Origin of the sequence: Mailhella massiliensis, from assembly GCF_020741395.1 — a bacterium.
In the GTDB taxonomy this organism is placed as follows: Bacteria; Desulfobacterota; Desulfovibrionia; order Desulfovibrionales; family Desulfovibrionaceae; genus Mailhella; species Mailhella massiliensis_A.
Genome location: NZ_DYZA01000076.1, coordinates 1 through 5,240 on the forward strand (window position 1 = coordinate 1; position 5,240 = coordinate 5,240).

A 5,240-nucleotide genomic window follows, 5' to 3' on the forward strand; every position below is an offset into this window, starting at 1 on the left:
GCCTCCTCTTCCGGCGCTTCCACGATGAGTTCGTCGTGTATCTGCAGAAGAAGGCGCGCCTTCCTGCGCCGAAGCTCCTCATCGCCGTGCACCGCCAGCATGGCGAACTTGATGAGGTCGGCCGCCGACCCTTGGATAAGCGTGTTCACGGCCTGCCTCTCGGCAAGGGCCCGGGCCTGCCCGCTCTGGGAAACGATATTGGGCAGCGGGCGTCGGCGGCCGGAAAGCGTAGTCACATAGCCGTTTCTGCGCGCCTCTTCCTCCACGCCGTCGAAGAACTCCTTGATGTGCGCGAACCTCGTGAAGTATCGCTCGATGAACATCCGGGCTTCCGAGAGGGGGATGCCGAGATCCTGCCCGAGTTTGCTCGGCCCCATGCCGTAAATGAGTCCGAAGTTGATGGTCTTTGCCCTCCGCCTTTCGTCCGGCCCTATCTGGGAAGGTTCCACGTCGTACAGGAGCGCGGCCGTGCGGGTATGTATGTCCTCCCCGTTGCGGAAGGAGGCAAGGAGCGTCGGATCCTGGGAATAGTGCGCGAGTACCCTGAGCTCCACCTGCGAATAGTCGGCGGAAATGAGGCTCATGCCCGGCCCGGCGGTGAAGCAGGTGCGCATGCGCCGCCCGAGATCGCCGCGCACGGGAATATTCTGAAGGTTGGGGTTGCTGGAAGAGAGCCTGCCCGTGGCCGTGGCCGTCTGATTGAAGGTGGTGTGGATACGGCTGTCCGGCCCGGCAAGGCGGGGCAGCGGCTCCAGATAGGTGGAACGCATCTTCTCCAGCTTGCGGAATTCCAGAAGTGCATCCACCACGGGGTGCTTACCGGAAAGCTTTTCCAGCACGGCCTGCGAGGTGGAAGCCTGCCCGCCCTTCGTGGATTTGGCCGCGGCAAGGCCCAGCTTCTTGAAGAGTATCTCGCCTATCTGCTGCGCAGAGCGGATGTTGAACTCCTGTCCGGCCTCCCGGTAAATGCGCTCCGTAAGCTCATCCAGCTCCTTCTGCACCTCGTCGAGGAAGGCTTTCAGGGCCTCTTTGTCGATGGTAATGCCCGCGTCCTCCATGGCGGCGAGCACGGGAATAAGGGGCATTTCCATATCCCTGAGCAGGCGGAGGAGCCCGTCGCGTTCCAGGCGCTTCACCATGTCGTCGTACAGGGAAAGGGCGATGGAAGCGGGCCGCTCCATGGGCAGTCCGCTTTTTTCCGCATGGCGGGCCGAAAGGCTGGGCCAGCTGTAATCCCTGTCTTCAGGAGCCAGAAGATAGGCGGCAAGGCCGAGATCGAAACAGCGCACAGACGGCAGTGTGCCCCAGGACCTGTGGCCGTGCAGAAGGCGCTTCATGTCCGGCGTCACAAGCAAGGAGGCATCCGCCGCCCATGCCGCCAGCGCGCGGCAGTCGCCGGAAAAAAGCACTTCCTTCACACCGGAAGGCGTGCGCACGGCCACGCAGAAGCCCGCCTGCTGAAACCCGCGCAGCACCGGCGCGGCGGTAACAGCCACATCCCTTCCCGCACAGGAAGGCAACGATGCGGAGTCTTCCACGCTTTCCATGGCGGGTACGGCGGGAACCGCGTCAAAAAGGGAAAGCTGACGCCCTGCCCTGTTCCCCGGGGCAGAAGTTTCTCCTTCCTCGCCGGAAGCGGCCACAATGCCCTGGCGGACAAGACTGTCCAGTTCCCGCAAAAGAAAATTCATTTCAAATTCTCTCAGGAAGGTGCGCGCCTCCTGCCTGTTCAGAGGAAGCACGGAAAGTTCTTCCAGCGCGTGAGGGCAGCAATCCGTATGTAGCCGCGTCAGCTCACGATAGAGGAACATGGCCTCTTCGTTGCCTTCCAGTTTTTTGCGGACAGAAGGCGGCACCTCGGCCATGCGGTCGCGCACCTCTTCCAGATTTTTGAAGTAGCGGAACAGCTTTTCCGCCGTCTTCTCGCCGATACCCTTCACCCCGGGTACGTTGTCGGAAGTATCGCCGATAAGCGCCTGCACGTCCGGCCACTGGAAAGGCTCAAGCCCTGTCTCTTCACGGAAGGATTCCAAAGTGACGATTTTTTCTTCCCGGGAGGCCGGATCCCACATGATGACTCCGGGGGCAAGGCACTGGCGCAGATCCTTATCCATACCGATGATGACGACGGGCCGCTCTTTCGCGTATGTCGCAGCAAGGCTTGCGATGCAGTCGTCGGCCTCGCAGCCTTCCGACACGAGCACCTTCATACCCAGAGCCCGCACCATGTTCTGCAAAGGCTCTATCTGTGCGATGAGCCCTTCTGGAGGGGTGGGACGATTGGCCTTGTAGGCAGGAAATATCTCATGGCGGAAATGTCTGCCGTGCCCGTCCATAATAAAGGCGAAGTGGCGGGGCCGTTCCTCTCTCAGGAGCTTGAGCAGCACCCGGCCTACGATGTGCAGCGCGCCCGTGGGAAAGCCGTCGGAACGCGACATGCCCGCGTTGGCGAAATATCCCCGGAACAGAAAGGCGTTGCCGTCCATCACATAAAGGGGATCCCCGGTAAGGCCGAGACGCTCTTTCAATGACATTTCTTTCTCCTGTATGGAAGTTCCGACGGCAAAAGCCCGCAAAGGCCGCCTCGCCGTTCCGTAAAAAACTCCGGGACGCATCGCCATGTGCACAGATATCGCCGGATTATGCCGCCCTGCCGCGCCTGGCGGAAAAGGCGGGATTGCAACAATGCCCCTAAAAATCCACCATGTCGGGATCCGAGCAGAGCCACATGGGAGCAAGCGCGTCGATAGCCCTCATGTCTTTTTCGTCAAGCATACCCTCTTCGCGAAGGTTCTCCTCCATACGGGAAGGATCCGCGGCCTTGGGAAGAGGCAACACTCCGTGCCCGCGCAGCCAGGCAAGGCACACCTGCGCCGTCGTCAGGCCCGTTCTCTGCGCCACGTCCCTGATGACGGGATGGTCGAGGGCAGCCCTACGGCCCAGAGGGCTCCAGGCCTCCACCACGATGCCGTGTTCCCGGCAGTATTCCAGCACCGGAAACTGAAGCCAGCCGGGATGGCACTCTACCTGATTCACCATAGGGCAGATGCGCGCCGTTTTCAAAAGCCCCTCAAGGTGATGAGGCAGGAAGTTGCTCACCCCTATGGCCCGCACAATGCCTTCCTCGTAAAGATCTTCCAGCGCGCGCCAGGTTTCGGCGTTGAGCGCCTCCGCCCCGTCGCCGAACTGCTTTTTATTGGCGGGCCAGTGTATAAGGTACAAATCAAGGTAGTCCAGCCCCATCCTTTCCAGAGAAGCGGCAAAAGCGGCCCTCGTGCGCTCATAGCCGCGCTCCGTGTTCCACACCTTACTGGCAATGAACACCTCTTCGCGCGCAAGTCCGCTTTTGCGCAGAGCCTCGCCGAGGCCGCTCTCGCTGCCGTAGAAGGAAGCGGTATCGAAATGCCGATAGCCCGCCTCAAGGGCTCGAAGCACCGCCCCGCAGACTTCCTCTTCCGGGATTTTGCAGGTACCGAAGCCCGGATGAGGCACGATGACGCCGTTATGGAGCACGAATTCTTTCGATTTCATGGCTGTTCCTCATGAGTTTTCCGTCCGGCAGGCGGCGAGCCCTGAAGCGAAAAGGGAAAACTCCCCTGCCCTGAACCGCACCGTCACAAAGGAACGGACGCCCCGCGACACGAGATCTCCGCAAACGGCAGGCCCTGAACGACAGACCCGGGATTCCGTGAAAGCGTATCCTTTCTGTCCGCCGGGGACGCAATATTCTGTTTTTCTGTATCGTCAAGAAAAAAAAAAGTCCATGTGCAGCCTCGCCTCTCCAGAGAGCAAGGCCTTGTCATCAGCATGGATTTTTTATATTATTGTTGCTCCATAATTACAGGTGGTTCCAGGCAGACGGCTCTGCCCGTCCCACATTGGTTGTCCACTTTCAGCTTACCTGTCGGGGGTATGTATGACGTTCTTCTCTCTGGTCATCGTCTTCGCGTGCGCAGCCTTTGCGCTGTACTACGCGTTCAAGACGTCCAAAACCATCCTTGCCTCTTCCACCGGCAATGAAGACATGCAGCGCATCGCAAGCGCCATTCAGGAAGGTGCCCAGGCCTACCTTAAGCGCCAGTACCGCACCATCGCCATCGTGGGCGCCGTGGTCGCCGTGCTTCTGCTGTTCTTCATGTCCTTCCTCACAGCGTTGGGCTTCATCATCGGCGCCGTGCTTTCCGGTACTGCCGGCTTCATCGGCATGAACGTCTCCGTGCGCGCCAACGTACGCACCGCCGCGGCTGCGGAAAAGGGCATGATTCCCGCTCTGAACACATCCTTCCAGTCCGGAGCCATCACCGGCATGCTGGTGGTGGGGCTCGGCCTGCTCGGCGTTTCCCTTTACTACGCCGTTCTTTCCCTCTTCGGCGTCTCTACCGAACACACCATGCAGGCTCTGGTCGCCCTTTCCTTCGGCGCCTCCCTCATCTCTATCTTCGCCCGTCTCGGCGGCGGCATCTTCACCAAGGGCGCGGACGTGGGCGCCGACCTTGTGGGCAAAGTGGAAGCCGGTATTCCTGAAGACGACCCCCGCAACCCCGCCGTTATCGCCGACAACGTGGGCGACAACGTGGGCGACTGTGCCGGCATGGCCGCCGACCTCTTTGAAACCTACGCCGTCACCGTGGTGGCTACAATGCTGCTTGCCTCCATATTCTTCGACGGCGCTCTGCAGACCAAAATGATCATGTTCCCGCTGCTCATCAGCGGCGTGTGCATCGTCTCTTCCGTCATAGGAACCTTCTTCGTAAAGCTCGGCTCCGACGGCAACATCATGCGCGCCCTGTACAAGGGCCTCATCGCCACCGCCGGCATTTCCACGGTGCTCATTGCCATCATCACCATGTTCATGTTCTGGAGCGAGAGCAACATGCTCATCCAGGGCATCAGCTTCAGCGGCGTCAGCCTGTTCCTGTGCTGCCTTACCGGTCTTGTCGTCACCGGCCTCATCGTGTTCATCACCGAGTACTACACCTCCACCGACTACCGCCCCGTGCGCAGCATCTCCAAGGCTTCCACCACAGGCCACGCCACCAATGTGATCCAGGGCCTCGCCATCTCCATGGAATCCTGCGCCGCTCCCGTACTCGTCATCTGCGCGGGCATACTCTTCGCCTACGCCCAGGCGGGCCTGTTCGGCATTTCCCTTGCCGCCACCACCATGCTGGCCCTCGCCGGCATGATCGTCGCCCTTGACGCCTACGGCCCCGTGACCGACAACGCCGGCGGCATCGCCG

3 protein-coding genes are annotated in these 5,240 nt (G+C 60.6%); 1 reads left to right on the forward strand and 2 read right to left on the reverse strand.

Annotated features, from left to right (window positions below):
• Positions 1–2,534 (reverse strand): DNA polymerase I (polA, locus tag K8W16_RS04170; protein ID WP_304121396.1); only part of this gene is annotated, 2,534 nt, incomplete at its 3' end.
• Between the two features lie 157 nt (positions 2,535–2,691).
• Positions 2,692–3,531: an aldo/keto reductase gene (locus tag K8W16_RS04175; protein ID WP_304121398.1), complete on the reverse strand. Its 840-nt coding sequence runs from the start codon at positions 3,529–3,531 to the stop codon at positions 2,692–2,694.
• A 385-nt stretch (positions 3,532–3,916) separates the two neighbouring features.
• On the opposite strand from K8W16_RS04175, the gene K8W16_RS04180 reads away from it, so the two are divergent.
• A partial coding sequence (locus tag K8W16_RS04180) for a sodium/proton-translocating pyrophosphatase (RefSeq protein ID WP_304121400.1) occupies positions 3,917–5,240 on the forward strand: 1,324 nt, incomplete at its 3' end.

Coding starts and splice junctions, on each gene's coding strand:
- K8W16_RS04175 (WP_304121398.1), bottom strand. CDS start 3,531: ATGAAATCGAAAGAATTCGTGCTCCATAACGGCGTCATCGTGCCTCAT.